This window comes from Caulobacter sp. NIBR1757, from assembly GCF_027912495.1.
Lineage (GTDB): Bacteria > Pseudomonadota > Alphaproteobacteria > Caulobacterales > Caulobacteraceae > Caulobacter.
The window spans coordinates 2082402-2106426 of sequence record NZ_CP115463.1; the positions used below are offsets into that span (position 1 = coordinate 2082402).

Sequence of the window (24025 nt, forward strand, 5' to 3'; positions counted from 1 at the left end):
CTCATCCCGGCGAAAGCCGGGACTTCTTCTCCCGCCGCCGCCGGTGCAGGATGTGTTCGGTATAGCCGTTCGGCTGCTCCCGCCCCGAGAACACCAGCTCCAGCGCTGCCTGATAGGCCGGCGCGGTCTCATTGCCCGTCAGCGGCTCGTACAGCGGATCGTCGGCGTTCTGCGCGTCCACCACCCCGGCCATCCGCGTGAAGGTCTCGCGCACCCGCGCCTCGGAACAGACCCCGTGGTGCAGCCAGTTGGCCAGGTGCTGGCTCGAGATCCGCAACGTCGCCCGGTCTTCCATCAGCCCGACGTCGTGGATGTCCGGCACCTTCGAACAGCCGACCCCCTGGTCGATCCAGCGCACGACATAGCCCAGAAGCCCCTGGATGTTGTTGTCCAGCTCCTGCTGGATATCGGCCTCGTTCCAGTTCGACCGCGCCAGCGGCGGCGTCAGCAGGGCGTCCGTTCCGGTCGGAGCCGAGACGTCCATCCCGGCCCGCACCGCCGCCACATCGACCATGTGATAGTGCAGCGCATGCAGCGTCGCGGCGGTCGGGGAAGGCACCCAGGCGGTGCTGGCCCCGGTCCTGGGATGGGCGAACTTGGCCTCCAGCATGGCGGCCATCATGTCGGGCGCCGCCCACATGCCCTTGCCGATTTGCGCCCTGCCGGTGAAGCCTGTGTTCAGCCCGATCTCGACGTTGCGCTTCTCGTAAGACGCCAGCCAGGGCTCGCCCTTCATCGCCTCCTTGCGGATCATCGGCCCGGCTTCCATGGCCGTGTGGATCTCGTCGCCGGTGCGATCCAGGAAACCGGTGTTGATGAAGACGATGCGCTCCCGCGCGGCATGGATACAGGCGGCCAGGTTGGCGCTGGTCCGCCGCTCCTCGTCCATCACCCCGATCTTCACGGTGTTGCGCGCCAGGCCCAGCACGGCCTCGACCTGATCGAACAGCCAGACGGCGAGGGCGGTTTCCTCCGGCCCGTGCAGCTTGGGCTTCACCACATAGACCGATCCCGCCGGGCTGTTGCGCCGCGCCCCCTTCAGGTCGTGCATCGCCGCCGTCACGGTGATCAGCGCGTCCAGCACCGTCTCGAACACCGGCGCCCCGTCCAGCAGCACCGCGTCGCTGGTCATGTGGTGGCCGACGTTGCGCACCAGCATCAGGCTGCGGCCGGGCAGGCTCACCGTTCCCCCATCGGGCGCGGTGAAGACGCGGTCTTCCTCCAGCCGCCGGGTTTCGGTCCGGCCGCCCTTCTGGAAGCTGGCGGCGAGATCGCCCTTCATCAGCCCCAGCCAGTTGCGCCAGACCTGGACCTTCTCTTCGGCATCGACGGCCGCGACACTGTCCTCGCAGTCCTGGATGGCGGTCAGGGCCGATTCCATCGTCACGTCGGCGACCCCGGCCGGATCGTCCCGGCCGATGGCGTGGTCGCGGTCGATGACGATCTCCAGGTGCAGGCCGTTGTGGACCAGCAGCACGCCGTCCGGCGCCGCCGCCTCGCCGCGCCAGCCGACCAGCTGGGCGGCATCGGACAGGCCGCTATCCCCGTCCGCCGTCGAGACCACCAGCCGGCCGTCCTCGATGCGGTAGCCGGTCGAGCCGGCGTGCGAGCCGGCCGCGATCGGGGCGACCTCGTCGAGCAGCCGGCGGGCATAGGCGATCACCGTTGCGCCCCGGGCCGGGTCGTACCCCTTGGTCGCCGAGGGCGGCTCCAGCGCGTCGGTGCCGTAGAGGGCGTCGTAGAGGCTGCCCCAGCGGGCGTTGGCGGCGTTCAGCGCGTAGCGGGCGTTCGACACCGGCACCACCAACTGCGGTCCCGCCAGGGTCGCGATCTCCGGATCGACGTTCGTCGTGGCGATCTCGAAGGCCGCGGGCTCGGGGACCAGGTAGCCGATCTCCGTCAGAAAGGCCTTCTGCTCGGCCACGTCGAACGGTTTGCCACGATGGTCCTTCCACCAGCTGTCGATCCGCGCCTGCAGCGCGTCCCGCCGGGCCAGCAGGGCGGCGTTGCGCGGGGTGAAGTCGGCCAGGATCCGCTCCAGCCCGGCCCAGAAAGCCTCGGCCGTCATACCGGTTCCGGGCAGCAGTTCCGCCTCCACGAAGGCCTTCAGGGTGTCGTCGAGGGTCAGTCGGTCGGTGATCTGCATCTGCTTTTCGAGCCTGTTGTTGGCCGTGTGTGATCGGGCGGCGCGAGCGGGTCAAGCCGGCGCCTTGACCTTGCCACCGTCCGATGGTTGCCTCCGCCCCCCTGTCCGCTAGAGGCGCGCACCGTGTTTGTCCTGATTTCCGCCCTCGCCCTGCTGGCCGCCGATCCGGCCCCGGCGACCCCGGTTTCCCCCGTCGATGTGACCGCGCCGCAGCGGTCCAGCATCCCGGTCGGCGAGATCGGCGTGAAGGACCCTGACCGCCTCACCTGCAAGCGCGAGGCCGTGGTCGGCTCGCGCCGCAAGAGCAAGATCTGCGACACCAAAGCCGGCTGGCAGAAGCGCCAGGACCAGGCCCAGCAGATCATGGACGGCAATCGCACCACCGGCGACGCCAAGCCGCGGTAGGTCGGTATTGTCTTCGCCGGGATGTGCGGACGTGGTGGGGGAAACGGAACGTCGATTCTCGCCTACACCCGCGGCCGCACCATGCCCGCGGCCGTCAGCCTCTCCAGCAACCGCCGCAGCGCCGCCTCGTCCGCCTGCGGATGCCAGGCGGCCATCTCCTGCAGGGTGAAGGCCGGCCGGGCGAGGATCCAGCTCATCGGCTTGTGCAGCCCCTCCAGCGGGATCAGGCCCGCCTGGGTGCGCAACGCCCAGCCCTCCGCCGTTCGCACCACCTCGGCCGGACGCGGCGCCGTCTCGTAGGCCTCCAGCGGTCCGACGGCCGGCAGCGCATATTCGCTGAGCTCGCCGAAAATCGCGCGTTGCACCTCGGCCACCTCATCGGCCACCGCGTCGCTGGTGGCGATGGCCTTCAGCCTGTCGGCCAGCTCGCCCAGCCGCGCTTTCAGCGCCGCGCCCCCGTCATGCCGCGGATCGGGCAGCCAGGCGCGGAAGGCGCTGTCCTTCATCGCCTCCTGCTCCAACGCCCGGAACAGAATGCGGGCCGTGCGCGGCTCGACGGAGAAGGTCACATGCAGCGAGGCCTCGCTGCTGGCCAGGGCGTCGTGGAACTGGCCGCGCGGAATGTAGAGCAGGTCGCCGGGCCGCATGGTCACCTCGCGCAGCAGCCGGCCCTTCTGGCGGTCCATCTGCGCCTGCACGTCCGGATGGTCGGGCGGCCCGGCCAGAGGGTTGTCGGCCCGGCCCTCGTAAATCCGCCAGACCTTCTCGCCCTCGGTGTGGAAGGCGAACACTTCATGGCTGTCATAGTGGCTGTTGAAGGCCCGCCGGCCGCCGAACGAGCAGTAGACGTTGGCGCTGGTCAGCCCCAGCAGGGCGCCCTCCAGCGTTTTGGCCGCGGCGCGCAGCTCCGGGGCCATGGTCTCGACCGCATTGGCGACAAGACTGGCGCCCATCGACAGGAAGACTCGCACCTTGCGCGGATTCACCCGCAGCTGAACGCCGTCCAGGGTGTTGATGCTGTCGCAATAGTGCTCAGCGGCAATCCGCCGGCCCTCGATGTAGAGTTTCAGCCGCGGCTCGGTCCAGCTGCTGGCCACCGAAAGCATCGCGTTCCAGCGGGCCCAGCTCAGAAGGTCCCGGCTGGCGGACCCGCCACTGGCGGGAATATGCAGCGGCGCCTTGCCGTAGACCTCGGAAAGGAACTGGTCCGGCGTGATCGGCGCCAAGAGGCTGGCGAAACTGTCCATGCCTCTCGATAGCCGCCGGCCCCCAAAAGGAAAAGGCCGCCGCGACCTGTCGAGGTCACGGCGGCCAATCCCGGCCGGTTCAGGGAGGAGGAACCGGCCCTGGTCCGTCAAACCCTACGGGAGGGTGGTCTTCAGGGTCAGGACGACCTTCTCGCCGCAGTAGGTGGCGCAGTCGAGGTCGCTGTCATGGTAGCGCAGGTCGAGCGCCAGGTGGTCGATCGGGGCCCAGCCCACACCGAAGTTCCAGGTGGTGTAGTCGGTGCCGGCGTCGATCACCTGCTTGCCGACGGCGCCGCCGACCGACCACTTGTCGTTGATCGCGTAGCTGCCGTTCAGTTCGCCGTAGAGGGCTTCGCCGGTGTTGCCGAAGAATTCCGGCGAGTAGTACCAGGCGGTGCCGACGGTGACCGGGCCGAACGGCACGGAGCCGGCGACCTTGAACTCGGCGAATTCATAGTCGGAGGCCGAGTCGTCGCCGATGTAGGCGTAGTAGATGGCGGCGAGGTCGAGGGTGACCGGGCCCAGTTCCGGCTTCACGCCGACGTACAGGTCGAGCTCGGCGTCGGTGTCGTCGCCGAAGTCGACGTTCGAGATCCAGGCGCCGGCGTAGAGCGCGCCGCTACCGATATCGACGCCGCCGAAGGCCTGCGGGCCGTCCGTCTGGCTCACGCCGCGGAAGACGTAGTCCGTGGCCACGCCAGCGTTGTAGCTGAAGCTGAAGTCGCTCGCCGGCGCTTCGTCCTGCGCGAAGGCCGCGCCACCGAGGGCCAGGGAGGCGGCAGCGCCGACCAGGGCCAGTTTCCAGATTTTCATTGTCTATCCCCTTTTGTTTGGCGCGAGGTGCGCCGTGGCGCCCGAGCGTCGCCTCCGTCTCTTCGATCGGAAGTCCCGCTCAAGATGGGCGAAGGGTTCCCGGGCGACTAACCCCGGCGGCCGTCATGACGACTTGCCGACGCAGCCTGTCGCCGTTTTGAGCGATGCTCGGGCCCTTCGCCCAACTTTTAGGCAGCGCGGCTTGTGACACGACTCGGTTTGACGCGCCATTAAGGACACGCCCCTGTGGCATAAAGGTCGGATGAGTGGCTTCAGCGCATCGATAGCGAAGCGAATCCGAGGTGCGTGCCGGCGTCGACCAGCAGGGTTTCGCCGGTGACGTGGCGAGAGGCCGGGGAGGCGAGGAAGACGGTCGAGGCGGCGATGTCCTCGGCGGTCGAGGCGACCTGCAGCGGCGAGGACTTGATGACGCCCTGGCGCATGCGGTCGACGGTCTCGTCGGGCATCGACTTGCCGAACCACGGGGTGTCGATGAATCCGGGACACACCGCGTTGACGCGGATCTTCGGGGCCAGGGCCCGGGCCAGCGACAGGGTCATGGTCGTCATCGCCCCCTTGGAGGCGGCGTAGGCGACCGAGCTGCCGATGCCGGTCACCGCCGCGATCGAGCTGGTGTTGACCACCGCGCCCGGGCGCGGCGCCGATTCCAGCAGGCTGCGGGCGGCCCGCACCATCTGGAAAGCCCCGACCACATTCACCGAATAGAGCCGCAGGAAGTCTTCGCTCTGCAGGGCGTCCAGATCGCTGTGGTTGGGGGCGAACTTGGTCATGCCGGCGTTGTTGAACAGGGCGTCGATCCGGCCGAACGGCGCGGCGTGGGCGACGATGGCCTTGCAGGCGGCGTCGTCGGCGACATCGCCCTGGGCCAGGATGCCCTGCGCGCCCAGCGCCTCGACCTGTCGCACCGTCTCGGCCGCCTCGTCCTTGCTGGAGGCATAGTTGACGATCACCGCCTTGGCGCCCCGCTCCGCCACCTCGACCGCGATGGCCCGGCCCAGGCCCGTCGAGCCGCCCGTCACCACAACTACGAAGCCATCGAAGTCCTTGCCCGCCATGGTCTCTCTCCCAACAGATGTTTGAGCGGTAGATAGCGCGCTGTCGCGGCCTTGTCCCTAGGCTAGGCGAGGTCTACATCGCGCCGATGCAAGAGACCCATCTCACCCAGCTCGGCCAGCAGACCGAAACCCCCAGGCGTCCCGAGAACGCCGTGCTGGAGCGCGTGCCCAATCCCCAGCTCGGCGTCACCTACCTGACCCGCTTCGTGGCCCCGGAGTTCACCTCCCTCTGCCCGGTCACCGGCCAGCCCGACTTCGCCCATCTGGTCATCGACTATGTCCCGGGCGACTGGCTGATCGAGAGCAAGTCCCTCAAGCTCTACCTGGCCAGCTTCCGCAACCACGGCGCCTTCCACGAGGACTGCACGGTCGCCATCGGCCGCCGCTTCTTCGAGACGGCCGAGGCGAAGTGGCTGCGCATCGGCGGCTACTGGTACCCGCGCGGCGGCATCCCCATCGACGTCTTCTGGCAGAGCGGCGCCCCGCCCGAGGGCCTGTGGCTCCCCGACCAAGGCGTGGCCCCCTATCGCGGACGGGGCTGAAGGCCGGTCCGGCGGGCGCTCGCCAGATGAATATGTCTAGACATATTCAAATCGCCCCATAATGGGCGGTTCGTCCCGCCTTGGCGGGCGTAGGTCGGCCGGGCTTCAGGCGACCCACATCCGGCGACAGGCGACCTACGGCGACCCTACGCCGCGCCCCACATTCGGTCACACCGGACCAACGGACAAGGCACGCCAATTCAAGGGCTTAGTCGAAACGAGCCCGCTCGACGCCGATGGATCGGGCTATAATAGCGGGCCGCTTCGCTAGCGGACCTGCACCTGGCTGGGGAAGCAGCGGCCGATCTGGCCGGGGGTTTCGCCGTCCTGGAAGATTTCCTCCCGGCCCGGCGAGCACCAGTTCTGGCGTTGAATGGAGACGGTCCAGCTGAACCGCTTGCCTTCGACGGAGCCGCCGTCGGCGCTCATCACCCTGGCGCGCGCCATGGCGTCGCCGGCCGCGGCCTGGAACTTGGCCGGCGAGTCACCGCCGGTCGAGGTGCAGTCGAGGCGGCCGCTGGCGCGGGCGGTGCAGTCGAAGGCGGCGGTGTAGGTTTCCAACTTGTCCTGACCGGACATGTTCCACTTGGTCATGTTCGGGAAGCGGGCCCAGTGCAGCCCGGGACCCGGCTGGAAACTGGCCGGCAGGTCGGCGCCGCCCCAGCTTCCGAACTTCAGGCGGAAGCCGAAGGTGCGGCCGGTCGGATCGCCGCCATCGACGGCCTCCACCCTGGCGCGGCTCATCACCGCCAGCGCCGAGGCGCCGAAGCCGGCCCGTTCGGGCGATTCCGAGACAACCTGGCAGGCAAGGGCGCCGCTGTCGTTCCTGGCCGCGCAGGCCACATCGACCGAGCCGCGGTCGATCTGCCTGGCCTTGGCCCTGACCGGGTAGTGGCGGGCCATGTCCACCACGGTCGGCGGCGTCTTCCACTTCAGCCCGACCTTGTCATAGGTCGGCAGCGGCTGGGAGGCGGCGGCCGGCAGGCAGAGCGCCAGGGCGGCGAACGGCAGGGCGATGGCGAGAAGACGCATGGCGGGGATCCTGAAATCCGGAAACGTGTCGGTGAAACCTAACGAGGGCCGGACCGGGCCGCCAGTTAAACCGCTGTCATCAGGTCGGCGACCAGACGCTGGTCAGCGCCGCCGCCTCGGGCCGCACCCGTTCTGCCGGAGCCTCGCAGGCCGTGCCGATGAACACATAGCCGGCGACCTTCTCATCCGTCGTCAGGCCGAGCAGGGCCCTGGCCTCGTCGTCATAGGCGTACCAGTCGGTGATCCAGTTGGCGCCGTAGCCCATGGCGGTGGCGGCATGCAGCAGGTTGGTGCAGACCGACCCGGCCGACAGCAGCTGTTCCCACTCGGGAATTTCGCCCGGCCTGGGGCTGGACACCACGGCCACCCCCATCGGCGGAGCCTTCAGCTTGCCGAGCTTGGCGGTCAGCTTGACGGCGTCCTCGCGGCCCGCCGCGATGGCCTCGAGACCGGCGGCGAACGCGGCCTTGCCCTCACCGGTCAGGATGATGAACCGCCAGGGCGCCAGCTTGCCATGGTCGGGCGCCCGGGCGGCCAGCCGCAGCAGGTCGGCGAGCTGGGCGTCGGTCGGACCCGGCGCCGCCAGGGTCAGGGCCGAGGCCGAGCGGCGGCGGGCCAGGAAGTCCAGCACTGGCTGGGAGGGCGACTGGGGAAGGCTTTCGCCGAACGCGGGGGAGGGGGGAACCGTGGTCACTGTGTGGATCAGACGTCCTGGCGCATGGGATCGGGGGCCTCGTCCATCTGGCGCAGATGGATCCGTTCGTCCTTGGTCAGGATGCGATAGCTCGATTCCAGGTCGGGATTGCGGACGCCGTCGATGGTCACGACGGTGGTCAGTTCGCCGGTCGCCTGGTCGCGGAAGTAGCTTTCACAGACCTGCTTGCCTTCGAACTCGGCCAGGGATTCCTCGAACATGGCGCTGATGGCAAGGGTCTGCTCGGTCGGCGCCGCCTGGCCGTCGGCCAGCACCCGGACCGTCAGGTTGGCCAGCGAATAGGTGCTGCACAGGGCGCCGTCCTCGATGGTGGCGGTCTCCTGCATGACGATCTCGTAGTCGGGCTCGAAGCTGATCCGGAACCGGTAGGTGTGCAGCACCTGGTCCTGCGGCAGCAGTTCCATGAAGCCGACATCCTCGCAGCTGTCGTCCCGGTCGCGCCAGCCGCCGCACAGGGCCTCGCCGCTGGCCGCCAGGCCGCGCAGGGCTTCACGGTCCAGCGGCGCCTCGCCGGCCAGCGCGGCCGGCGCGATCGATACGGCGGCCAGGGCGGCCAGAGTGAGCAGGATGGTCTTCATGGGTTCGCCCTTCCCGTCGCGGACTTTGAAAGGGATAAGACCCCCGGTCGGCGGAAGCAACGTCAGAGGGAACATGTCGCAGGCGCGAAACTGGCTCAAACCGCATGGCGCCGCCTGGCGGCGCACCGCCGAGCGGCCGATCTACGACAATCCCTGGCTGTCGCTGACCGAGTACGACGCCGTCGCCCCGACCGGCGCCCCGGCCCTCTACGGCCTGGTCCATATGAAGCAGCTGGCCATCGCCGTGCTGCCGCTGCACGACGACGGCACGGTCACCCTGGTCGGCCAGAACCGCTTCGCCATGGGCTACAGCTGGGAAATCCCGGAGGGCGGCGGCGGCCTCGATGTCGATCCTGTCGACAGCGCGATGCGGGAGCTGCGGGAAGAGACCGGCCTGGTCGCCACCGACTGGCGGCTGATCCTGAAGATGCAGCTGTCCAATTCCCTGACCGACGAGCGCGCCTTTGGCTTCCTGGCCACCGGCCTGACCAGCGTCGGCGACGATCCCGACGACACCGAGGACCTGGCCGTCGCCCGGGTGCCGTTTCCGGAAGCGCTGGCCGCCGCGACGGCAGGCGAGATCGAGGACGCGTTAACAGTGGCAATGCTGCTGCGGGCTTACCATATGGCGTCAAAGGGCGAGCTGGAGGGCGACCTTGCGCGTTACGTGCTAGGGTAGTCCCGATATCGAGGGAGGCCGGACATGGCCAAGCATCTTGAAGTGGTCGAACCGGCCGTCGCGCCGCCGGTCTGGGCAGCCCTGCGCAATGAGGCAGAGCGCGCCTCCAGGGACGAGCCGGCGCTGGCCAGCCTCCTCAACTCCGTCATCCTGGCGCACGATCGCCTGGCCGACGCCCTGAGCTTCCAGCTGGCCCGCAAGATCGCCGACCAGGAACTGCGCGCCATGAGCGCCCGCGAGTTCGCCCAGGAAGCCTATGAGGCCGACCCTGGCATCATCGCCGCCGCCGAGCTGGACCTGAAGGCGGTGTTCGAGCGCGACCCGGCCTGCAAGGGCTACGTCCAGCCCTTCCTGTTCTTCAAGGGCTTCATGGCCCTGCAGACTCACCGCGTCTCCCACTGGATGTGGACCCACGGCCGCGAGACGCTCGCTCACTACCTGCAGAGCCGGGCCAGCGAAATCTTCCAGGTCGATATCCATCCGGCCGCCAAGGTGGGGTCCGGCATCTTCCTCGACCACGGCACCGGCATCGTCATCGGCGAGACGGCGGTGATCGGCGACGACGTCTCCATGCTGCATGGCGTGACCCTGGGCGGCACCGGGGCCGAACGCGGCGACCGCCACCCCAAGATCGGCAAGGGCGTGCTGCTCGGCGCCGGGGCCAAGGTGCTGGGCAACATCCACATCGGCGACTACGCCAAGGTGGCCTCCGGCTCGGTGGTTCTGAAGCCTGTCCCGGCCGGCTGCACCGCCGCCGGCGTGCCGGCCCGCCTGGTCAACTGTCCGACCTGCGAAGAGCCGGCCAAGACCATGGATCACACCCTCGCGGACATCGTCTACGACTACGTGATCTGACTTAGGGCTTGCGCGGCGGCCGTTCGCGGCTAGTTTCCGCGCAAATTTCAGTACCTCTGCATCGGAGCCCGCCTGTGGACGACGTCGCCATCAAGAAAGTCGAAGCCCACCTCAAGCGGACCTTCGGCAACCCGCACGTGGCGGTGAAGGCCCGCAAGCAGAAGGATTCGGCCGAGGTCGAGCTGAAGGGCGAGTTCATCGGCGTCATCTACGAAGACGAGGACGAGGCCGGCTCCTACATGTTCGAAATGGCCATCCTGGCGGAAGACCTGGAGTAGGCGTCTTGGTCCCGCGCGAAGCCTACAGCTATCGCCGGGACCCCGCCTATGACGACCGGGTGCTCGGGTGAGGGTCCTCATCGTCGGCGGCTATGGCGTCTTCGGCGCCCGGCTGGCCCGCCTGCTGGCGCACGAGCCGCGCCTGCGCCTGCTGATTGCCGGCCGCTCCGTGGACAAGGCGGGCGCCGTCTGCGCGCGCTGGACGCAGGCTGGCGGCGCGACGCTCGAGCCGGCCCTGTTCGACCGCGACGGCGACTGCGTGCAGCAACTGGCGGCCCTCACGCCCGATCTGGTCGTCGATTGCAGCGGCCCCTTCCAGGCCTACGGCAAGGCCCCGTTCCGCCTGGTTGAGGCCTGCCTGTCCGGCGGCTGCGACTACCTGGACCTCGCCGACGCCAGCGACTTCGTGCTCGGTGTCGAACGCTTCGATGCCCTGGCCAAAGACAAGGGCGCCTTCGCCATCAGCGGGACCAGCACCTGCCCGGCCCTGACCGCCGCCGCCGTCGGCGCGCTGACCGACAGCTGGACCGCCGTCCATGACATCAGCGCCGGCATCGCCCCATCGCCGCACGCCGATGTCGGCGTCAGCGTCCTGCGGGCCATCACCAGCTACGCCGGCAAACCCGTGCCGCTGGTGCGCAATGGCCGGCCCGCGACCGGCCTCGGCCTCGTCGAAGCTCGCAATGTCACGATCGCCCCGCCGGGGCGGCTGCCGCTCCACAGCACCCGCTTCTCCCTGGTCGATGTTCCCGACCTGACGGCCCTGCCCAAACTCTGGCCCGGCGTGCGCGATATCTGGCTGGGCGCCGGCCCCCGTCCCGAACTGCTGCACCGGATGCTGAGCGTCCTGGCCCGCCTGGTCAGCCTCGGCATTCCCCTGCCGCTCGTGAAGCTCTCGGGCCTGTTCCATGCCGCCAAGACGCAGCTGAAGTGGGGCGAGGACCGGGGCGGCATGTTCGTCCGAGCCGCCGGCCTCGACGGCGAGGGCAGGCCGGCCGCCCGCAGCTGGAACCTGATCGCCGAGGGCGACGACGGCCCCTTCATCCCCTCGATGGCCGCCGCCGCCATCATCCTGAACCTGCTGGGTGGTCGCCGCCCGCCCAATGGCGCCCGCACCGCCGCCGGCGCGGTCACCCTGGCCGACTACCAGCCCATCTTCGCCAGCAAGCGCATCACCACCGGCATCCGCGACGAACAGCCGGCCTCCGCGCCCCTGTACCACCAGGTCCTGGCCAACGCCTGGGATGACCTGCCGCCCGCCATCCGCGCCATGCACGACCTGCCCGAAGGCGGTCGCATGGCCGCCGAGGGCCGCGTCGATGTCGATCGTGGGCGCAACCCGCTGGCCCGGCTGGCGGCCGCCATCATCGGCTTCCCCGGCGCCCAGAAGGACGGCCACGTCCGGGTCGATTTTGAACGCAAGGACGGCGTCGAGACCTGGACCCGCACCTTCGGCAGCCAGAGCTTCACCAGCCGCCAGTTCGCCGGCCAGGGCCGCTCGACAGCGCTCGCGGTCGAGGCCTTCGGGCCGATGGGCTGCGGCATGGCCCCGGTGCTGGACGGCGAGCGTCTGCTGCTCATTCCCCGCCGGTGGACGGTGTTTGGCGTCGCCCTGCCGTCCTGGCTGTTCCCGCGCATCGAAGCCTGGGAAGCGATGCAGGACGGCCATTTCCGCTTCCACGTGGACATCTCGCACCCGCTGACCGGGCCGATCGTCCTCTATCGCGGCTGGCTGGCGTTGAAGGCGGCCTAGATGTTCGCCTTCTTCCCCTGCGCCGCGCTGAAAGCGTAGAGCCAGGCCATCACCGCCACCGAGACCGCGATCCCGACCAGAATGGCCGGGCCCTCGAAGGCCTCGCCCACCAGGGCGAGCGGGTTCTGGTTCTGGGTGACCACGATGACGAAGGCCACGGCGATGCCCAGCAGGCTCTCGCCGACGATCAGGCCGGAGGCCAGCAGGACCCCCATCCGCTTGATGATGGCCCCGGCCGGCCGGCCGTCGGCCCAGCGATCAAAAGCCCAGCCGCACAGGGCGCCGATCACCACCGGAGCCGTGGTGGTCATCGGCAGGTAGATTCCGATGCCCACGGCCAGCGGCGGCAGTCGCAGCTTGCCAGTCAGGCGCAGAACCTCGTCGATGGCGACGATGCAGGCCCCGATCAGGCAGCCGATGCCGATCAGGCTCCAATCGAGGTCGCCCTGCAGCACGCCCTTGGCCAGGGAGGAGATCAGGGTCGCCTGCGGCGCGGGCAGGGCGTCGGCGGTGGCGCCCGCCGCCCCCGCGAAGCCATAGGCTTCGTTGAGCAGGCTGAGGATTGGCGGGATGACCAGGGCCCCGGCGATGACGCCGACGATCAGGGCCGCCTGCTGCTTCCAGGGCGTGGCCCCGACCAGCTGGCCGGTCTTGAGGTCCTGCAGGTTGTCGTTGGCGATGGTCGCCACCGCGAAGACGATGGCGGTGACGAACAGGGCGAAGGCGACCAGCACTGGCCCGGCCTCCGGGGCCAGGGTCGCGCGAGCCAGCACTAGCAGCAGCGAGGCGCCCAGCACCGCCAGGATGCCGACGCCTGACAGCGGGCTGTTCGAGCTGCCGATCAGCCCGGCCATGTAGCCGCAGATCGCCGCCACCAGGAAGCCGACGATGACGATGTAGACCAGCGCCCCGCCGATCAGTCCGATGGCTCCGGCGCTGGCCAGGCCCGGGCCGGCGGCGGTGGCGGTCGAGAGGAAGGACCACAGCAGCCAGGCCAGCGGAGCCAGGGCGACAACGCTGACGCTGGCGACGATGCCGATCGGAATGTCGCGCTCGGTGATGTCCAGCGAGGCGGCGTCGCCGGCGCTGCGCCTGGCCTGGGCGGCCAGGGCGCCCGTCAGGCCCTTCCACAGGGGGGCGGCCAGACGGCCGAGGGTCCAGAGGGCGGCGACGCCGATGGCGCCGGCCCCCATGAAGCGGACCTTGGTGCGCCAGACGCCGGTGGCGAACTCGCCCATATCGCCGGTCATCGGGACCATCGAGGTCAGGACGGGGGTCAGAACGCCCCAGGCGATGAGCAGCCCGACCAGCATGGCGATGCCGACCGTGGCGCCCACCAGGTGGCCTGCGCCGAACAGCGCCAGGGAGAAGGAGGTCCCGGCCGCGCCGACGCCGCCGCCGACCGGGAAGAACTTGGTGAACTCCTCGGCCATCAGCCTGGTCTTGCTCAGCACATAGACTCCGGCCGAAGCCAGGGAGGCGACCAGCACGACCTGCAGGCCGGCCTTGCCCTCTGCGGCCGCGCCGGCGGCGTCGGAGCCGGCGCCCGATCCGACCTTCAGCACCTCGGCGGCGGCGACGCCTTCGGGGTAGGGCAGGTCGGAGTTGGTGACCAGGGCCCGCCGCAGCGGGATCGAGTACATCACCCCCAGGATGCCGCCGAGGCCGCAGACGAGGAAGGAGGTCCAGAACGGAAAGCCGGTCCACCAGCCGATCATCACCAGGCCGGGCAGGACGAAGATGATCGACGACAGGGTGCCGGCCGAGGAGGCCACCGTCTGGACGATGTTGTTTTCCCAGATGGTCGCCCCGCTGAACATCCGCAGCACGGCCATCGAGATGACCGCCGCCGGAATCGAGGAGGCGAAGGTCAGTCCGACCTTGAGGCCCAGGAAGACATTGGCGGCGGTGAACACCAGGGTGATCAACACCCCTAGGATCAGGCTGCGGATCGTCAGTTCGACCCTGCGATCGAGCGTGATGGCGGTCACGGCGAAATCCCTCGGTTTGGAGCAGCTTCGACAGTGCGCAGGAACATCCGCCAACTCAAGGGTGGACCGCACGACGGAGCACGCTGATGCCGCCCTATGACATGTACCAGTGGATCACCCTTCTCACCTTCGGCGGCCTTGTCGGGGCGATGGGCCAGGGCGCCCGCACGGCGGTGGGGCTGAAGAAGCTGGCCCAGGAAGCGGCGGTGAAGGAGGTCGGCATGACCGACCTGATCGCCGCCAGCAGGATCTTCGTGTCCCTCGCCATCGGCTTTATCGCCGGCTCGCTGGGGGGAATCGGCGTCGTCCAGAAGATCAATCAGATCCAGTTGCATGAGGTCATGGCGATCGCGGCGATCGGCTACGCCGGCGCCGACTTCATCGAGGGCTTCATCGGGCAGATCAGCAAAGCCTCTCGCGACGGCGCGACGCCGGAAGCGCCGCCGGCTGCTGGCGCCGACGCGAACGACGGAGCCCTCGGATAATCGCCATGACCCAGACCATCCCCATAAATGTGACTGGCCGAGTCGAGATTTCGGCTCTCGCCAACCTGCGTCAGGGCCTGCCCAACCGCGCGGCTCCCGTGATTCGCAAGCTGCCGGCGGGAACCCAACTGCAGGTCCTGGCCCTGGTGGTCGGCGAGTCGGTGCAAGGAAACGCCCACTGGTACCAGGTCGAGCCCGCGGCCTATGTCTGGTCCGGCGCCTGCGGGCCGCTGAAGGCCGGCCCGCCGGCGCCACCCGAGCCGACGTCGGCGACCGTCAATCCGGCGTTCGCCGGCTTTGGACTGGACCCGGTTTTCGCCAGCAAGCTCACAACCCTGTTTCAGGCCTGCGCCGAAAAGGGTCTGGTCTTCAGGATCAGCCAGGGACTGCGCACGCCGGATGTTCAGGCGCAGTACTACTGCCGCTGGGATCAGCGCAGCCCGGCGCAGATCGACCAGGCCGTCACCAGACTGCGGGAGGCAGACGCGCCCTGGCTGGCGGACATTCTGGCCTCGCACCGCGACATCAAACGCCAGAAGGCCTGGCTGACCAATGCGCTACCCGGCGCCGGCTGGCACCAATGGGGTGAGGCGGCGGACTGCTACTGCTATCGAAACGGCCAGATGGTCGAGAGCGGCGCCGACCCCTGCTATGAGACCTACGCCACCCTGGCGGAGAAGCTGGGGCTGACCGCCGGACTGCGGTTTTCCCGGCCGGACGCAGGCCATGTGCAGCTACGAGCGCACGGCGGGGCGACGGACCTTTTCGCCTGGTCCCATATCGACGCGGTGATGCGCGAACGGTTCGGCGCCAAGCCGGGGCTTGCCGACTAGCGGCGCCTAGCAGGCTGGCGCGGTCGTCATCCGCCGCACCAGCAGCGAGGCCGCCGCGGCCGTCAGGGCGGCGACCCCGGCGATGACGAAGGCTTCCAGGTAGCGTCCCTGGGCCGCGCGCCAGGTGCCGGCCCCGAAGGCGGCGCTGGCCGCGCCCAGCTGGTGGCCGGCCGCGATCCAGCCGAAGACGATAGGGCCGTCCTGGTCGCCGAAGGCCTCGTTGGCCAGCTTGACCGTTGGCGGCACGGTGGCGATCCAGTCGAGGCCGTAGAAAACCGCGAAGAGGGTCAGGCTGAACAGGTCGAACTGCAGGAAGGGCAGGGCGATCAGCGAGAGGCCGCGCAGGGCGTAGTAGACGAACAACAGCTTGCGGGGGTCGTAGCGGTCGGTCAGCCATCCTGACGCCGTGGTGCCGATGAGGTCGAAGATCCCCATCAGGGCCAGCAGACCGGCGGCCCGCACTTCCGGCAGGCCGTAGTCGACACAGAGTGAGATCATATGGACGCCGACCAGGCCGTTGGTGGTCAGGCCGCAGACGAAGAAGGAGCCGAACAGCAGCCAGAAGGTCTGGGTCTTCGCCGCCCGGCCGAGCGCGGTAAAGGCGCCGGTCAGGGCCTGGCGGGCGGGCAGGGGCTGTGGCGGGGAATCGCCCGGGCCGGCCCCGTAGCGCGTCTGGCCGATGTCCGAGGGGCGTTCGGGGAGCAGCAGCCAGGCGACCGGGGCCAGGGCGCCGGTGGCCAGGGCGATGACGATGGCCACCGGCTGCCAGCCGCCGCTCTGGGCCAGGGACGCCATGGCCGGCAGGAAGACCAGGCTGCCGGACGCCGCCGAGGCGCTGACGACGCCCAGCATCAGGCCTCGATGGCTGACGAACCAGCGATTGACCACCGTCGCGCCCAGCACCATGGCCACCGCGCCGCTGCCGAGGCCCGCCATGACCCCCCAGGTGGCGACGAACTGCCAGGCCTGGGTCATCAACAGGCTGAGGGCGACCGAGCCGCTCATCAGCAGCAGCGCCAGGGTCAGGGTCCGCCGCACCCCGAAGCTGTTCATCAGCGCCGCCGCGAAGGGTCCGGTCAGGCCATAGAGGAAGATGCCGACGGCGGCGCCCAGCGAGATGACGCCCCGGTCCCAGCCGAAGGCCTGCTCAAGCGGCTGGATCAGCACCCCCGGCGCCGAGCGCAGGCCGGCGGCGGCCATCAGGCAGAGGAAGACGACGCCGACGGCGACGAAGGCGTAGCGCTGGCCAAAGGGGCGAGTCATGGCGGGACCTGTCGCATCAAGAGGGAGGCGACGGCCCTGTCGCGCTGGCGACTAGATGGAGTAAGTTGCTTTTGAAAACAATCCCTGGCGTCAGTTCATTTTGAACGACGCCCCCTTGGCCCGCTTCGAGCCAAGGGGGGCCGAAGGCGTCAGATGACGCTGAGCATCTCGGCCACCAGCGGATGGCGGACGATGTCGCGGTCGGCGAGGCGGACGACGGAGATGTTGCCCACCGATTCCAGCTTTTCGGAGATGTCGGCGAGCCCCGACAGGGTCGGCAGCAGGTCCGACTGGGCCGGGTCGCCGGTGACCACCATGGTCGAATGCCAGCCCAGCCGGGTCAGCAGCATCTTCAGCTGCACATAGGTGCAGTTCTGGGCCTCGTCGATGACCACGAAGGCGTTGTTGAGCGTGCGGCCGCGCATGTAGCCGACCGGGGCGATCTCGATCAGGCCCTCGGCGATCAGCGCCTTGACCCGCTTCATCGACAGGCGGTCCGACAGGGCGTCGTAGAGGGGGCGCAGGTAGGGGGCCAGCTTGTCCTCGACATCGCCGGGCAGGTAGCCCAGCGACTCGCCGGCCTCGACCGCCGGGCGGCTGAGGACGATGCGGCCGACGGTCCCGGCCTCCAGCGCCTCGACGGCCTTGGCGATGGCGATGTAGGTCTTGCCCGTCCCGGCTGGGCCCAGCGCCATGACCAGGTTCTTGCTGTCGATGGCTTCCATCAACGCCTTCTGGCCCTCGGACTTGGGTTTTATTGTCTTCAGATAGCCTTGGTCCCTGTCCTCCTGGCCATGCCCCCCGAGTGGCGACCAGCCGGATCCGACCGGAAGACGGCGCACCTTGCCGTCGTCTCCGAATTGACCGGCATCAAAGGCGCCTTCGCGGGCAACGCGCTTGAGGGCTCGCTTGGTCATGAATCAGGCCTCCACAGGGGCAAGAAAAAAGGGCGTCGCCACAACGGCGCGCCCTCGGGTCGGGACAGGAATGATGGAGTCGCATGCGCGGCCGGGTGGTCCGCTTTCACTGCAATGCTCAGGCGGGGGATACCGCCGGGACTCGTAACGCGACACCCAGGTCTCCATCGTCGGAGCACATGGCCGAAGGGTCGACCATGACAGGTTCGAGGAGGTGGTTGGCCCCCTCGAATCGCCCGACTAGGATGAGGGTAACTTGGTTTATGAGCGGTTAAGCAAGCGCCTTCGCGCAAGATACGGGGTGGACGGATGACTGTTTATGCTTTGGGCGATCGGCGTCCGACTCTGCCTGAAAACGGTGAATACTGGATCGCGCCCAGTGCGTCGGTGATGGGCGACGTGCGGCTCAAGAAGAACGCCAGCGTCTGGTGGGGCGCCACGTGCCGGGGCGACACCGATACCATCACCATCGGTGAGAATTCGAACGTCCAGGACGGCTCTGTTCTTCACGCCGACTTCGGCGTGCCGCTGACTATTGGCGCCAACGTCACGGTCGGCCATCTGGTCATGCTGCACGGCTGCACGATCGGCGACGGCACCCTGGTCGGGATCGGCTCGATTATCCTCAATGGCGCGAAAATTGGTCGCAACTGCCTGATCGGCGCCAATTGCCTGATCACCGAGGGCAAGGAAATTCCCGACAACAGCATGGTCATGGGCGCGCCGGGCAAGGTGGTACGCGAGATCGACGCCGACCGGGCGCGTATCCTCGAGGCCTCGGCCCACCACTATGTCGAGAACTGGAAGCGGTATGTGCGGGAGCTGACCGTCATCGATTGACGGACGTGGCGGAAAGGGGGGCTTGCTGAGCCCAACAAGGGAGCAAGCCGATGGCCTACGAATTCATCAAGGTCGACCGCGAGGGGCCGGTCACCATCTTCACGCTGAACCGGCCGGAGGTGATGAACGCCCTCCATTCGCCGGCCCACTTCGAGCTGCACGAGGCCTTCGACGCCTTCGCCGCCGATCCGGAGCAGTGGGTCGGCATCGTCACCGGGGCGGGCGAGCGCGCCTTCTCGGCCGGCAACGACCTCAAGCACCAGGCCGGCGGCGGCAAGATGGGCAGCCCGCCGTCGGGCTTCGCCGGCCTGACCAGCCGGTTCGACCTCAACAAGCCGCTGATCGCGGCGGTCAACGGCATCGCCATGGGCGGCGGCTTCGAGATCGCCCTGGCCTGCGACATCATCCTGGCCGCCGACACGGCCGTCTTCGCCCTGCCGGAACCGAAGGTCGGCCTCGCCGCCCTGGCCGGCGGCCTGCACCGGCTGCCGCGCACCATCGGCGTCAAGCGGGCCATGGGCATGATCCTCACCGCCCGCCGCGTCTCGGCCGCCGAGGGCGAGCAGCTGGGCTTCGTCAACGCCGTCGTCCCGGCCGCCGACCTGATGGCCGAGGCGAAAAAGTGGGCGGCGATGATCAGCGAATGCAGCCCGATGTCGATCCGCGCCTCCAAGGAAGCGGTGATGAACGGCCTCGACGCCCCGTCGCTGGAATCCGCCATCAAGGAACAGTTCAAGCACCCGGCGGTGGCGGCGCTGTTCAAGTCGGAGGACTTCGTCGAGGGGCCGATGGCGTTTGCGCAGAAACGCGCGCCGCAGTGGAAGGGCCGGTAGAGGGTAGGGCTCCTCAGAGGCGGACGCGGTAGTCCAAACTCTCCGCCCCCCCGGGCGGAGGACCGCTTTCGAGCCTTCAAGCGAGAAAGCAGGAGGCGGGCCCACCGGCGTATGAAGGTTGGCGCGTTCCCGGAACCACCGGCGGCAGCGTCAGCGCCCATCCGCCGGTGGAAGTCCCGCCTCCTGGTTTGTCGCTCCGCTCCAAACCTGTCCTCCGCCCCAGGGGCGGAGAGCGAAACCCGCGCGAGTCCGCGGCTACCCCTCGCAATTTCCGGCGGGTCGCCTATCTAGACCCGCTCATGACCCAATCTCCCCTTCCCGACGACCTCGTCGCCTCGTTCCAGATCGAAGGCTGGCCGGTCCGTGGCCGCATCACCCGTCTCGGCGCCGCGATCCACGAGGTGCTGACCCGCCATGACTATCCCGAGCCGGTCGCCAACCTGCTCGGCGAGGCCTGCGCGCTCGGGGCCCTGGTCGGCTCCAGCCTGAAGTTCGAGGGCCGGCTGATCGTCCAGGCCCAGGGCGACGGCCCGGTCTCCTATGTTGTCTGCGACTACGACACCACCGGCCAGTTCCGCGGCTACTGCCGCTTCGATCCCGACCGCGTCGCCGAGGTCAGCCAGGGCTTCATCCGTCCCGGGGCCCTAACCCTGCTGGGCGATGGCCTGTTCATCATGACGGTGGACCAGGGCGAGGACATGGAGCGCTACCAGGGCATCACCCAGATCGAGGGCGAGACCCTGGCCCTCTGCGCCGAGCAGTATTTCGCCCAGTCCGAACAGACCCCGACCCGCATCCGCCTGGCCGTCGGCCAGGTCGATACCGGCGAGGGCCCCACCTGGCGGGCCGGCGGCCTGATGATCCAGAACATCGCCTCCGACGACGCCCGCGGCTCGACCGAAGACGTCTGGACCCGCGCCGAGGCCCTGTTCCAGACCACCGGCGAGGACGAACTGGTCGATCCGACCCTGCCGTCCGAAACCCTGCTGTGGCGCCTGTTCAACGAGGACGGCGTGCGGGTCTTCGAACCCCATCCCCTGAAGGCCTTCTGCCGGTGTTCGGAAGGCCGCATCGCCACGGTGATCGAGAGCTTCTCCGACGAGGAGAAGGCCGAGATGGTCGAGGACGACGGCAAGATCCGGGTCACCTGCGAATACTGCAGCCGGGTCTATGCGATCGATCCTGACGTAGCGGAAACTCATCCTCACCCGTAGGCCGAAGGCCGTACGGGGGAGGGGGACCGCCGGCGAAGCCGGTGGTGGAGGGGGCGAGGGCCGTGCACCGGCGCGCCAGGCTCTCGCCAAGTCTTCGAAACCTTAGACGGGGCGCTCTGTCACTCGCCCCTTCCACCATCCGCTGCGCGGACGGTCCCCCTTCCCCGTGAACGGGGAAGGATGGTGCTAGTTCAGCTTCTTCGACGCCCCCGGCAGATGCAGCGAGAACTCCGGGATCGCCGCCTCGAAGGCCACGCCGTCGTCGGTGAGCATCTGGTAGGCGCCGCTCATCAGGCCGGACGGCGTATCCAGCGGGCATCCCGAGACATAGCGGAAGGCCTCGCGGCCTCTCAGGATCGGCTGCTCGCCGACGACGCCGCGGCCGCGAATCTCTTCCCGCTGGTTGCGCGCGTCGGTGATCACCCAGCGGCGAGACACCAACTGCACCGTCTCGACGCCGTGATTCTCGATCTCGACGGTGTAGTTCCAGAAATACTTGTTCTCGATCGGATCCGAGTGCGCCGGCTCGTAACTGGCCTTCACCCGGACGACGACGTCGCGGGTGCGGGCTTCATAGACCGGGCTGTCGGTGGTTCCGCGTTTCCTGATCGGTCTCATGCAGCATCCAACGCCTGAACGATGTCCTTCGTCAGGTCGGCCACATCCTCCAGCCCCACGCTCATGCGCACAAACCCTTCGGTCAGCCCGATTTCGAGCCGCTTTTCCTCGGGCATCGCACGATGGGTGGTGGTGGACGGATGGGTCGCCATGGACTTGGCATCACCCAGATTGTTGCTGATGTCGACGAGGTTCAACCCGTCGAGGAATCGCCATGCCGCCTCACGCGAACCGAGGTCGAAGGCCAGCAGGTTGCTGAAACCACTCATCTGGGCCCTGGCGACCTCAGATTGCGGGTGATCGGCCCTGCCCGGATAGCGTACAGAGCAGGCAGCCGGGTGATCGGCGATGACATCGGCCAGCACGGCGGCGGTCTCGGTCTGGCGCCGCACCCGCAGGTCCAGGGTCTCCAGGCCCTTGAGCAGGACCCAGGCGTTGAACGGGCTGATCGCCGGGCCGGTGTGGCGCAGGATGTCGCGGTAGGCTTCGTCCATAAGGGCGAAGTCGCCCAGGATGGCCCCGCCCAGCACCCGGCCCTGGCCGTCTATATGCTTGGTGGCCGAATAGACGACGATGTCGGCGCCCAGCTCCAGCGGCTTCTGGAAGATCGGCGTGGCGAAGACGTTGTCGACCACCACCTTGGCCCCGGCGGCGTGGGCGATCTTGCAGACCGCCGCGATGTCGGTGATTTCCAGCAGCGGGTTGGCCGGGCTCTCGACCAGCACGCATTTGGTGTTCGGCCGCATGGCCGCTTCCCAGGCCTTCAGGTCCGTCGCGTCGACGAAGGTCGTCTCGACCCCGAAGCGGGGCAGCCAGTTGGTGACGATCCAGTTGCAGCTGCCGAACAGCGCCCGGCCCGCCACGAGGTGATCTCCGGCCTTCAGCAGGCCGGTGAGGGCGGTGTGGACGGCGGCCATGCCGCTTGCCACGGCGCGGCAGAACTCGGCGCCTTCCAGGAGCGCCAACCGCTCCTCGAACATCTGGGTCGTGGGATTGGCGTAGCGGCTGTAGACGAAGCCCGGATCGTCTCCGGCGAATCGGGCGTCGGCGGCCCCGGCGCTCTCGTAGACGAAGCTCTGGGTCAGATAGATGGGCTCGGAGGTCTCGCCGAACGCGCTGCGGTTCAGCCCGCCGCGGATCAGCTTGGTGGCCGGCTGCCAGCTCTTGGGGTCATCGGCCATGGGGGGGCTCCTTCGTCTTGCGGCGCTTGAACCGCATCGGGGCGCCAGGGGCAAGCCTGCGGCCCCCAAACTTCTGTTGAAGGCTCTGTCAGCCGGGCTGGGAGGTTGCGCCCGCCCGCCGACCGGCGGATCATCGCCGCCCATGAGCCTCACCGACGCCCACGGTCTTCCCCTGACTGGCGCCAGCCGCGCCGCCGCCGACGCCTGGGACCGGGCGGTGGCGGCCTACAATCGCTATGCCGGCGATCCGGTCGGCGAACTGGACGCCGCCATCGCCGACAGCCCGGGCTTCATCATGGCCCATGTGCTCAAGGGCTACATGCACCTGCTGGGCTCCAACCCGCGCGTCGCTAGGGTCGGCCGCCGGTGCCTTGAGGTGGTGGCGGGACTGGACGGCACGGCCGGCGAGCGGGCCCACAAGGCGGCGCTGGCCGCCCTGGTCGAGGGTGACATCCCCGCCGCCGCCCGGGCTCTGGAAGACGCCGCCATCGCGGAGCCGCGCGACATCGTCGCCCTGCAGATCGGCCAGACACTCGACTTCCTGCTTGGCGACTCCCGCATGCTGCGCGACCGCATCGGCCGGGCGCTGCCGGCCTGGTCACGCGGCATGCCGGGCTATCACGCCATGCAGGGCATGCTGGCCTTCGGGCTGGAGGAGACCGGCGCCTACGGCCGGGCCGAGGCGGCCGGCCGCCTGGCCCTTGAGATCGAGCCGCGCAACGGCTGGGCCCGCCACGCCGTCGCCCACGTCATGGAGATGCAGGACCGGCGCGAGGAGGGCATCGCCTTCATGCGCCAGGATGTGCCGACCTGGACGGAAGGCAGCTTCTTCGCCGTCCACAACTGGTGGCATACGGCGCTGTTTCACCTCGGCCTCGGCGACGTCGATGGGGCGCTGGAGGCCTTCGACGGTCCGATCTTCGCCGACCGGTCCGACCTCGCCTTCGACATGGTCGACGCCGCCGGCCTGCTGTGGCGGATGCATCTGATGGGGGCCGACGTCGGTGACCGCTGGACCGATCTGGCCGACCTGTACGTCCGCCAGCCGCACGGGGCCTACGCCTTCGACGACGCCCACGCCATGATGGCCTTCGCCGCCACCGGCCGCCGCGACGAGGCCGACGCCGTGCTGGCCGCGCTGGAACAGGCGGCGGCCGGGCAGGGGGATGCGGCGGTGGTCGCCCGCGAGGTCGGCCTGCCGGTGGCGCGGGGCATCGACGCCTTCGGGGCCGGCGACTATCGGGCCAGCGTCGCGCTGCTGCGGGCCGTCCGCTCCGGCGCCGCCCGCTTCGGCGGCAGCCACGCCCAGCGCGACATCATCGACCTGACCCTGATCGAGGCCGCCCGGCGCGGCGGCGACGCGGCCCTGGCCGAGGCCCTGACCGCCGAGCGGGCCATCGCCCGGGGCTGAGGGTCGGCTATCCGACCCTGGACGCGGAACCCTGTTCGGCGAGCCCACGTTAGCGTTAACGTAGCGTGCGTACTTCCCCTTGCCGGAGAACCACACCTTGCCCCTGACGACGATCTTCCGCGTGTTCGCGGCCATCCTCGCCCTGTTCGGAATGCTCAACTTCATCCTGCTGGTGCTGGCCGACCCGATCGGCCGCTTCTCGCCGGTCGCGCTGGGCGCCACCACCAGCCTGACCGACGCCATCCTGCTGTTCGGCGTCGGGGCCGGCGTCTGGGTGCTGGGGCAGGGGACCGGGCACAAGGCGCATCACTAGCCCGTCA

General features: G+C 69.0%; 25 protein-coding genes. 13 read left to right on the forward strand and 12 right to left on the reverse strand.

What is annotated here, in order from left to right; translation table 11 throughout:
• Position 1: 1 nt before the first annotated feature.
• The gene (locus O5I81_RS10230) at positions 2–2146 is read right to left on the reverse strand and encodes a malate synthase G (protein ID WP_271068842.1); all 2145 of its coding nucleotides are present in this window, start codon (positions 2144–2146) and stop codon (positions 2–4) included.
• 123 nt (positions 2147–2269) lie between these two features.
• On the opposite strand from O5I81_RS10230, the gene O5I81_RS10235 reads away from it, so the two are divergent.
• On the forward strand, positions 2270–2551 hold the full coding sequence (locus O5I81_RS10235; protein WP_271068843.1) for a hypothetical protein: 282 nt from the start codon (positions 2270–2272) through the stop codon (positions 2549–2551).
• 62 nt (positions 2552–2613) lie between these two features.
• Here the strand turns inward: O5I81_RS10235 and O5I81_RS10240 are convergent, their stop codons facing one another.
• From O5I81_RS10240 to O5I81_RS10250, 3 genes are all read right to left on the reverse strand, one after another.
• Positions 2614–3798 (reverse strand): cupin domain-containing protein, encoded by a 1185-nt coding sequence (locus O5I81_RS10240; protein WP_271068844.1) that lies wholly within the window; start codon positions 3796–3798, stop codon positions 2614–2616.
• A gap of 114 nt (positions 3799–3912) precedes the next feature.
• Complete coding sequence (locus O5I81_RS10245) at positions 3913–4611, reverse strand: TorF family putative porin (RefSeq protein WP_271068845.1); 699 nt, start codon at positions 4609–4611, stop codon at positions 3913–3915.
• 272 nt (positions 4612–4883) lie between these two features.
• Positions 4884–5687, reverse strand: coding sequence for an SDR family NAD(P)-dependent oxidoreductase (locus tag O5I81_RS10250; RefSeq protein ID WP_271068846.1), 804 nt, complete (start codon positions 5685–5687; stop codon positions 4884–4886).
• 86 nt (positions 5688–5773) lie between these two features.
• Between O5I81_RS10250 and queF the strand changes: the two genes are divergently transcribed.
• Positions 5774–6229: a preQ(1) synthase gene (gene queF / locus O5I81_RS10255; RefSeq protein WP_271068847.1), complete on the forward strand. Its 456-nt coding sequence runs from the start codon at positions 5774–5776 to the stop codon at positions 6227–6229.
• Between the two features lie 267 nt (positions 6230–6496).
• Here queF and O5I81_RS10260 read toward each other — a convergent pair whose 3' ends face one another.
• From O5I81_RS10260 to O5I81_RS10270, 3 genes are all read right to left on the reverse strand, one after another.
• Complete coding sequence (locus O5I81_RS10260) at positions 6497–7261, reverse strand: hypothetical protein (protein ID WP_271068848.1); 765 nt, start codon at positions 7259–7261, stop codon at positions 6497–6499.
• Positions 7262–7340: 79 nt separating this feature from the next.
• Positions 7341–7955: a nitroreductase gene (locus O5I81_RS10265; protein WP_271068849.1), complete on the reverse strand. Its 615-nt coding sequence runs from the start codon at positions 7953–7955 to the stop codon at positions 7341–7343.
• Between the two features lie 8 nt (positions 7956–7963).
• The gene (locus O5I81_RS10270; protein WP_271068850.1) at positions 7964–8554 is read right to left on the reverse strand and encodes a hypothetical protein; all 591 of its coding nucleotides are present in this window, start codon (positions 8552–8554) and stop codon (positions 7964–7966) included.
• 73 nt (positions 8555–8627) lie between these two features.
• On the opposite strand from O5I81_RS10270, the gene O5I81_RS10275 reads away from it, so the two are divergent.
• From O5I81_RS10275 to O5I81_RS10290, 4 genes are all read left to right on the forward strand, one after another.
• Complete coding sequence (locus O5I81_RS10275; protein ID WP_271068851.1) at positions 8628–9233, forward strand: NUDIX hydrolase; 606 nt, start codon at positions 8628–8630, stop codon at positions 9231–9233.
• A gap of 24 nt (positions 9234–9257) precedes the next feature.
• A complete protein-coding gene (gene cysE / locus O5I81_RS10280; protein ID WP_271068852.1) occupies positions 9258–10088 on the forward strand; it encodes a serine O-acetyltransferase in 831 nt (276 codons plus the stop codon).
• A gap of 74 nt (positions 10089–10162) precedes the next feature.
• Positions 10163–10366 (forward strand): DUF3126 family protein, encoded by a 204-nt coding sequence (locus O5I81_RS10285; RefSeq protein ID WP_166574657.1) that lies wholly within the window; start codon positions 10163–10165, stop codon positions 10364–10366.
• Positions 10367–10433: 67 nt separating this feature from the next.
• Positions 10434–12119, forward strand: a complete 1686-nt coding sequence (locus O5I81_RS10290; RefSeq protein WP_271068853.1) for an SDR family oxidoreductase — start codon at positions 10434–10436, stop codon at positions 12117–12119.
• On the opposite strand, the gene O5I81_RS10295 is transcribed toward O5I81_RS10290, so the two are convergent.
• On the reverse strand, positions 12116–14110 hold the full coding sequence (locus O5I81_RS10295) for an oligopeptide transporter, OPT family (RefSeq protein ID WP_271068854.1): 1995 nt from the start codon (positions 14108–14110) through the stop codon (positions 12116–12118). The two genes, O5I81_RS10290 and O5I81_RS10295, sit on opposite strands and share 4 nt — an antisense overlap.
• A gap of 86 nt (positions 14111–14196) precedes the next feature.
• On the opposite strand from O5I81_RS10295, the gene O5I81_RS10300 reads away from it, so the two are divergent.
• Together O5I81_RS10300 and O5I81_RS10305 are read left to right on the forward strand one after the other, a co-directional pair.
• Complete coding sequence (locus O5I81_RS10300; RefSeq protein ID WP_271068855.1) at positions 14197–14595, forward strand: hypothetical protein; 399 nt, start codon at positions 14197–14199, stop codon at positions 14593–14595.
• Positions 14596–14600: 5 nt separating this feature from the next.
• Positions 14601–15428, forward strand: a complete 828-nt coding sequence (locus tag O5I81_RS10305; RefSeq protein WP_271068856.1) for a D-alanyl-D-alanine carboxypeptidase family protein — start codon at positions 14601–14603, stop codon at positions 15426–15428.
• Positions 15429–15434: 6 nt separating this feature from the next.
• On the opposite strand, the gene O5I81_RS10310 is transcribed toward O5I81_RS10305, so the two are convergent.
• Together O5I81_RS10310 and O5I81_RS10315 are read right to left on the reverse strand one after the other, a co-directional pair.
• Positions 15435–16691: an MFS transporter gene (locus O5I81_RS10310; protein WP_271068857.1), complete on the reverse strand. Its 1257-nt coding sequence runs from the start codon at positions 16689–16691 to the stop codon at positions 15435–15437.
• A 149-nt stretch (positions 16692–16840) separates the two neighbouring features.
• Entirely contained in the window at positions 16841–17608 is a 768-nt protein-coding gene (locus tag O5I81_RS10315; protein ID WP_271068858.1) for a PhoH family protein, read from the reverse strand.
• Positions 17609–17917: 309 nt separating this feature from the next.
• Here O5I81_RS10315 and O5I81_RS10320 point away from each other — a divergent pair, with 309 nt between their 5' ends.
• The 3 genes from O5I81_RS10320 to O5I81_RS10330 all read left to right on the forward strand — a co-directional run bounded on the left by O5I81_RS10320 (position 17918) and on the right by O5I81_RS10330 (position 20495).
• Positions 17918–18448: a gamma carbonic anhydrase family protein gene (locus O5I81_RS10320; RefSeq protein WP_271068859.1), complete on the forward strand. Its 531-nt coding sequence runs from the start codon at positions 17918–17920 to the stop codon at positions 18446–18448.
• Between the two features lie 50 nt (positions 18449–18498).
• The gene (locus tag O5I81_RS10325) at positions 18499–19281 is read left to right on the forward strand and encodes an enoyl-CoA hydratase-related protein (RefSeq protein ID WP_271068860.1); all 783 of its coding nucleotides are present in this window, start codon (positions 18499–18501) and stop codon (positions 19279–19281) included.
• 299 nt (positions 19282–19580) lie between these two features.
• The gene (locus tag O5I81_RS10330; protein WP_271068861.1) at positions 19581–20495 is read left to right on the forward strand and encodes an Hsp33 family molecular chaperone; all 915 of its coding nucleotides are present in this window, start codon (positions 19581–19583) and stop codon (positions 20493–20495) included.
• A 186-nt stretch (positions 20496–20681) separates the two neighbouring features.
• Here O5I81_RS10330 and apaG read toward each other — a convergent pair whose 3' ends face one another.
• Together apaG and metZ are read right to left on the reverse strand one after the other, a co-directional pair.
• Positions 20682–21113: a Co2+/Mg2+ efflux protein ApaG gene (apaG, locus tag O5I81_RS10335; protein WP_271068862.1), complete on the reverse strand. Its 432-nt coding sequence runs from the start codon at positions 21111–21113 to the stop codon at positions 20682–20684.
• Positions 21110–22294: an O-succinylhomoserine sulfhydrylase gene (metZ, locus tag O5I81_RS10340; RefSeq protein WP_271068863.1), complete on the reverse strand. Its 1185-nt coding sequence runs from the start codon at positions 22292–22294 to the stop codon at positions 21110–21112. Before metZ ends, apaG begins: the two co-directional genes overlap by 4 nt.
• A gap of 142 nt (positions 22295–22436) precedes the next feature.
• Between metZ and O5I81_RS10345 the strand changes: the two genes are divergently transcribed.
• Entirely contained in the window at positions 22437–23705 is a 1269-nt protein-coding gene (locus O5I81_RS10345; protein WP_271068864.1) for a tetratricopeptide repeat protein, read from the forward strand.
• A gap of 97 nt (positions 23706–23802) precedes the next feature.
• Positions 23803–24018 carry a hypothetical protein gene (locus O5I81_RS10350; RefSeq protein WP_271068865.1) on the forward strand — a complete coding sequence of 72 codons (216 nt, stop codon included), beginning with the start codon at positions 23803–23805 and terminating at the stop codon, positions 24016–24018.
• The last annotated feature ends 7 nt before the right edge of the window (positions 24019–24025 follow it).

Bases quoted from the DNA above. Each gene is read 5' to 3' on its own strand.
- cysE (WP_271068852.1), top strand. From the start codon at position 9,258: ATGGCCAAGCATCTTGAAGTGGTCGAACCGGCCGTCGCGCCGCCGGTC.
- O5I81_RS10315 (WP_271068858.1), bottom strand. From the start codon at position 17,608: ATGACCAAGCGAGCCCTCAAGCGCGTTGCCCGCGAAGGCGCCTTTGAT.
- O5I81_RS10230 (WP_271068842.1), bottom strand. From the start codon at position 2,146: ATGCAGATCACCGACCGACTGACCCTCGACGACACCCTGAAGGCCTTC.
- metZ (WP_271068863.1), bottom strand. From the start codon at position 22,294: ATGGCCGATGACCCCAAGAGCTGGCAGCCGGCCACCAAGCTGATCCGC.
- O5I81_RS10240 (WP_271068844.1), bottom strand. From the start codon at position 3,798: ATGGACAGTTTCGCCAGCCTCTTGGCGCCGATCACGCCGGACCAGTTC.
- O5I81_RS10300 (WP_271068855.1), top strand. From the start codon at position 14,197: ATGCCGCCCTATGACATGTACCAGTGGATCACCCTTCTCACCTTCGGC.
- O5I81_RS10320 (WP_271068859.1), top strand. From the start codon at position 17,918: ATGACTGTTTATGCTTTGGGCGATCGGCGTCCGACTCTGCCTGAAAAC.
- O5I81_RS10245 (WP_271068845.1), bottom strand. From the start codon at position 4,611: ATGAAAATCTGGAAACTGGCCCTGGTCGGCGCTGCCGCCTCCCTGGCC.
- O5I81_RS10310 (WP_271068857.1), bottom strand. From the start codon at position 16,691: ATGACTCGCCCCTTTGGCCAGCGCTACGCCTTCGTCGCCGTCGGCGTC.
- O5I81_RS10260 (WP_271068848.1), bottom strand. From the start codon at position 7,261: ATGCGTCTTCTCGCCATCGCCCTGCCGTTCGCCGCCCTGGCGCTCTGC.
- O5I81_RS10270 (WP_271068850.1), bottom strand. From the start codon at position 8,554: ATGAAGACCATCCTGCTCACTCTGGCCGCCCTGGCCGCCGTATCGATC.
- O5I81_RS10275 (WP_271068851.1), top strand. From the start codon at position 8,628: ATGTCGCAGGCGCGAAACTGGCTCAAACCGCATGGCGCCGCCTGGCGG.
- O5I81_RS10325 (WP_271068860.1), top strand. From the start codon at position 18,499: ATGGCCTACGAATTCATCAAGGTCGACCGCGAGGGGCCGGTCACCATC.
- O5I81_RS10305 (WP_271068856.1), top strand. From the start codon at position 14,601: ATGACCCAGACCATCCCCATAAATGTGACTGGCCGAGTCGAGATTTCG.
- O5I81_RS10330 (WP_271068861.1), top strand. From the start codon at position 19,581: ATGACCCAATCTCCCCTTCCCGACGACCTCGTCGCCTCGTTCCAGATC.
- O5I81_RS10250 (WP_271068846.1), bottom strand. From the start codon at position 5,687: ATGGCGGGCAAGGACTTCGATGGCTTCGTAGTTGTGGTGACGGGCGGC.
- queF (WP_271068847.1), top strand. From the start codon at position 5,774: ATGCAAGAGACCCATCTCACCCAGCTCGGCCAGCAGACCGAAACCCCC.
- O5I81_RS10345 (WP_271068864.1), top strand. From the start codon at position 22,437: ATGAGCCTCACCGACGCCCACGGTCTTCCCCTGACTGGCGCCAGCCGC.
- apaG (WP_271068862.1), bottom strand. From the start codon at position 21,113: ATGAGACCGATCAGGAAACGCGGAACCACCGACAGCCCGGTCTATGAA.